This is a genomic window from Streptococcus sp. 2018037, assembly GCF_019754195.1.
In the GTDB taxonomy this organism is placed as follows: domain Bacteria; phylum Bacillota; class Bacilli; order Lactobacillales; family Streptococcaceae; genus Streptococcus; species Streptococcus hashimotonensis.
On the sequence record NZ_JAIJZQ010000047.1, the window covers coordinates 1 to 3817 of the forward strand.

At 40.3% G+C, this 3817-nt stretch carries 2 protein-coding genes and 1 pseudogene; 1 reads left to right on the forward strand and 2 read right to left on the reverse strand.

The window, feature by feature from the left end:
* Positions 1–108 precede the first annotated feature (108 nt).
* Positions 109–714, forward strand: a complete 606-nt coding sequence (locus K5Q29_RS10440; protein ID WP_313770366.1) for a VanZ family protein — start codon at positions 109–111, stop codon at positions 712–714.
* A 23-nt stretch (positions 715–737) separates the two neighbouring features.
* Here the strand turns inward: K5Q29_RS10440 and glgP are convergent, their stop codons facing one another.
* Together glgP and K5Q29_RS10450 are read right to left on the reverse strand one after the other, a co-directional pair.
* Positions 738–3002 carry a glycogen/starch/alpha-glucan family phosphorylase gene (gene glgP, locus K5Q29_RS10445; RefSeq protein ID WP_221877129.1) on the reverse strand — a complete coding sequence of 755 codons (2265 nt, stop codon included), beginning with the start codon at positions 3000–3002 and terminating at the stop codon, positions 738–740.
* A gap of 493 nt (positions 3003–3495) precedes the next feature.
* A pseudogene (locus K5Q29_RS10450) lies at positions 3496–3817 on the reverse strand (transposase); the annotation flags it as partial.

Here is a 3817-nt window from a genome sequence, read left to right on the forward strand (position 1 = left end):
CAGCTAAGTGATTTCCCAGCTTCCAAGTGGAGTAGAACAATTTCTAGTTTCTCAGAGACAGACTTTGGACTTCTTTTGGACATAATAAAACTCCCTTTATAGTTTCTAGTGAAAATTTTTGTTTTTTTCACTGTCCACTATAAGGGGAGTATATCAGATGTCATCAACGCTATCTTATCATTCTTATTCTGCCGCTGGCTCTTTATGACCTTTCTTTTTTACCAGTTCTCGACCATTTTCATGACGATTGATTTTTTACCTAGTCTTACAGCAATACTATTGATGACTGGGGTTTGCTTTACTCTCTTTCGACTGGTCTATCAGCCAGACATTTCCCGACGGACTCTTTGTTTTTTCTATGGATGCTATGGCTTTCTGCTACTTTACCTTCTCTTTTTCAAAAGCATGGGCGTCAGAGGTGTCAACTGGGTCCTCCTTAGTACCTTCTCTCAAGACCTATTTCTCAATCCTGCTATATTGGTCTTTAACCTCTTACTCTTTTTGCCCCTTGGATTGCTATTTTCGTTTTCTTGGAAAAAACTTTCTCTCTTTGTAGGTGCTATTTTACTGGTTGAAGCTTGTCAATTCTTCTTTTCACTGGGCTTCTTTGACCTTGGCGACATCTTGCTTAACACCTCTGGCTTCGCCCTTGGAAACTTCTTGGGACAATCCGCAATCGCCCAATCTTTCAAAAATAGAATACAGAAAAAATGACCCCGAAAGGTCATTTTTATATACTACGCTTCCAAATGCCAGATGTCTTCGTTGTACTGCTGAATAGTACGGTCTGACGAGAAGAAACCTGCTTTAGCGATATTGACGATGACTTTTTCCAACCAGCTGTCGCGATCTTCATAGTCTGCTAACATCTGCTCTTTAGTCGAGATATAATCTTCCAAATCAAGCAAGGTCATGAAGTGGTCATTGTGCTTAAGGTTGTCCTGTAAGCGCCAGAGACGCTCATCGATCCCACCAGCATGACGAATGGTATCCGATGTAATGAAGTCAATCAATGGACGAATGGCTTCACGTTCGTAGAAGGAATATGGATGGTAGGTTCCATTTGCATAGTGGTCGATAACTGTTTGGCTATCTTGGCCAAAGATATAGATATTTTCATCACCTACCAACTCATGAATTTCCACATTGGCACCATCATCTGTACCGATGGTCAAGGCACCGTTGAGCATGAATTTCATGTTACCTGTACCAGAAGCTTCTTTGGATGCAAGGGAAATTTGCTCTGAAATATCTGCCGCTGGAATAATATAACTCGCCTCAGTTACGTTATAGTTTTCAATCATAACGAGTTGCAAGTGTGGTGCCACATCAGGATCATTTTTAATCACCTGTGACAATACCAAAATCAAATGAATGATGTCCTGTGCGGTTGTGTAGGCAGGTGCAGCCTTTCCTCCAAAGAATACTGTCAATGGGCGGGTAGGAATGTTGCCTGCTTTAATATCCAGATACTTATGGATAACATAAAGAACATTCATCTGCTGACGCTTGTACTCGTGCATGCGCTTGATTTGTACATCAAAGATGGATTCTAGATTAACATGAACACCTTGTGTCTTGGCAATATGGCGCTGCAATTTGCGTTTATTATGCTGCTTTGTCTTTTCCAACCAAGATTTCAATTCCTTATCATTTTTGTAATCCAACAGCTTTTCGAGTTCACTTGCATCGTGATGATAGCCATGTCCAAGTAGGCCGTCCAGGTAGCTTGCCAAACTTGGATTAGCATGCATGATCCAGCGACGGAAGGTAATCCCATTTGTCTTATTATTGAATTTTTCAGGATATAGCTCATAGAAAGCTTTCAACTCTGAAGTTTTCAAAATCTCTGTATGAAGTGCCGCCACCCCATTGATAGAATAACCATAATGAATATCCATGTGTGCCATGTGAACACGGCCATGTTCATCGATGATATTGACAGCAGGATCATCCTTCACTTCTTTGGCACGACGATCCAATTCTACGATGAACGGTACCAAGTGCGGAACCACATAGTTCAGAAAATCAAGCGGCCATTTTTCCAGCGCCTCTGACAAGATGGTATGGTTGGTATAAGCAGTCATTTTCTTAACAATTTCAACTGCCTCATCAAACGAAATACCACGAAGCTCCAAAAGGCGAATCAATTCTGGAATAACAAGTGATGGGTGAGTATCGTTGATTTGAACAACAGCATAATCAGGCAGGTCATGTAAGTTTGATCCCTTAGCAACCGCTTCGTCAATCAATAGTTGCGCAGCGTTAGAGACCATGAAATACTGCTGGAAGATGCGGAGAACTTTTCCTTCATCAGTCGAATCATCTGGATAGAGGAAGAGAGTCAAGTTTCGGAAAATATCTTCCTTATCAAATTCTATTCCGTCATAAATAATATTGTCATCAACTGAACCAAGGTCAAACAAGCGAAGACGATTCTTGCGTTCCATTTTATAACCAGGTACATCGATGTCATACAACTTAGAAGTCAAGGTAAAGTTAGCAAATGGCACCTGATAAGAAATTGGTGACTCCGTTAACCATGAACGTGGTGTAATCCACTCGTTTGGCACAGCAGACTGCTGATGGTATTCAAATAATTGTCTAAACAGTCCAAAGTGATAATTCAAACCAACCCCATCACCATTAAGACCTAGACTAGCAATTGAATCAAGGAAGCAGGCAGCCAAGCGCCCCAAACCTCCATTACCAAGAGACGGTTCAAGTTCCATATCTTCAATAGCAATCAAATCCTTACCAGCCGCCACCAACTGGCTTTTAACCTCATCATAAAGACCAAGGTTGATTAAATTATTAGACAAGAGCTTACCAATTAAGAACTCTGCTGAAATATAGTAGACCTTTTTCTTTTGGTCATTTGTATACTTAGCTTCACTCTGCTGTTTTGTAAAAGCAAGCAAGGCGTAATAGAGTTCTTGGTCTGTACAATCTTCAATGCGTTTAGCATACATAGACTGAACAAAATTTTGTAAATTAATCATAAGGCTTCTCCTGGATATATTAATGTAATCATTCAGAAAGGTTTCGCTCTACCTTTGTAAACGTTTTCTTAATTATACCCTATTTATAAAAAAAAGACAAGCCAACTTCCGTACAAATAGAAATTGGTTCGTCTTTTAAACGAGGCTGGGCAAAAAGTCCAGCCACGCTTCTCAGAGTTCGTGTAAACATCTCAGCGCAGTAGTTGATTGGCAGATTTGTTCGTGTTTCACACTCCAAATCTGACCATTACGACTGTTGCGAACAAAGTTCGCTTCATCTCCAACCTCCAAAGGTTCCCCGAACCTTTGGAGCTATGCGGGGGTGGGAGTGAAACAGTCTGGGGATAGACTGTTTCAGCTCAACAACTAGAAATAAAGACTTGTTGACGAACTCTTTTTTAGACCAGTCGAGTTCTTATACGAAAACTCAAAAGAATGCAAAAACTCCCTCCCTATGATATAATCAAAGCGAAAAATTTTTTATGTTAGGCTACTAGCTCGTCCCTAGTAGTCTTTTTCTGTGCTAAAAATTCAAGATACGTTATCTGCTCTTTTAAAAGGATATAGGCTATTTTTAATAATTGATGTGCGAGGGCAATTGTTACTTTTTGTGAACCACGCCGACTTTGAATCTGATAAAATCGGGCTGCTAGAGGACTTCCTTTTTGTTTTTTGACAGCGAAAGCGACTTGGCATAAACATTTCTTCAAATAAGAATTACCATGCCGAATCTTGGTACTTCGTTTCTTACCAGCACTCTCATTATTACCTGGACAGAGTCCAGCCCAAGAAGCTAAATGTCCAGATGTCGGAAA

Bases quoted from the DNA above. Each gene is read 5' to 3' on its own strand.
- glgP (WP_221877129.1), bottom strand. From the start codon at position 3,002: ATGATTAATTTACAAAATTTTGTTCAGTCTATGTATGCTAAACGCATT.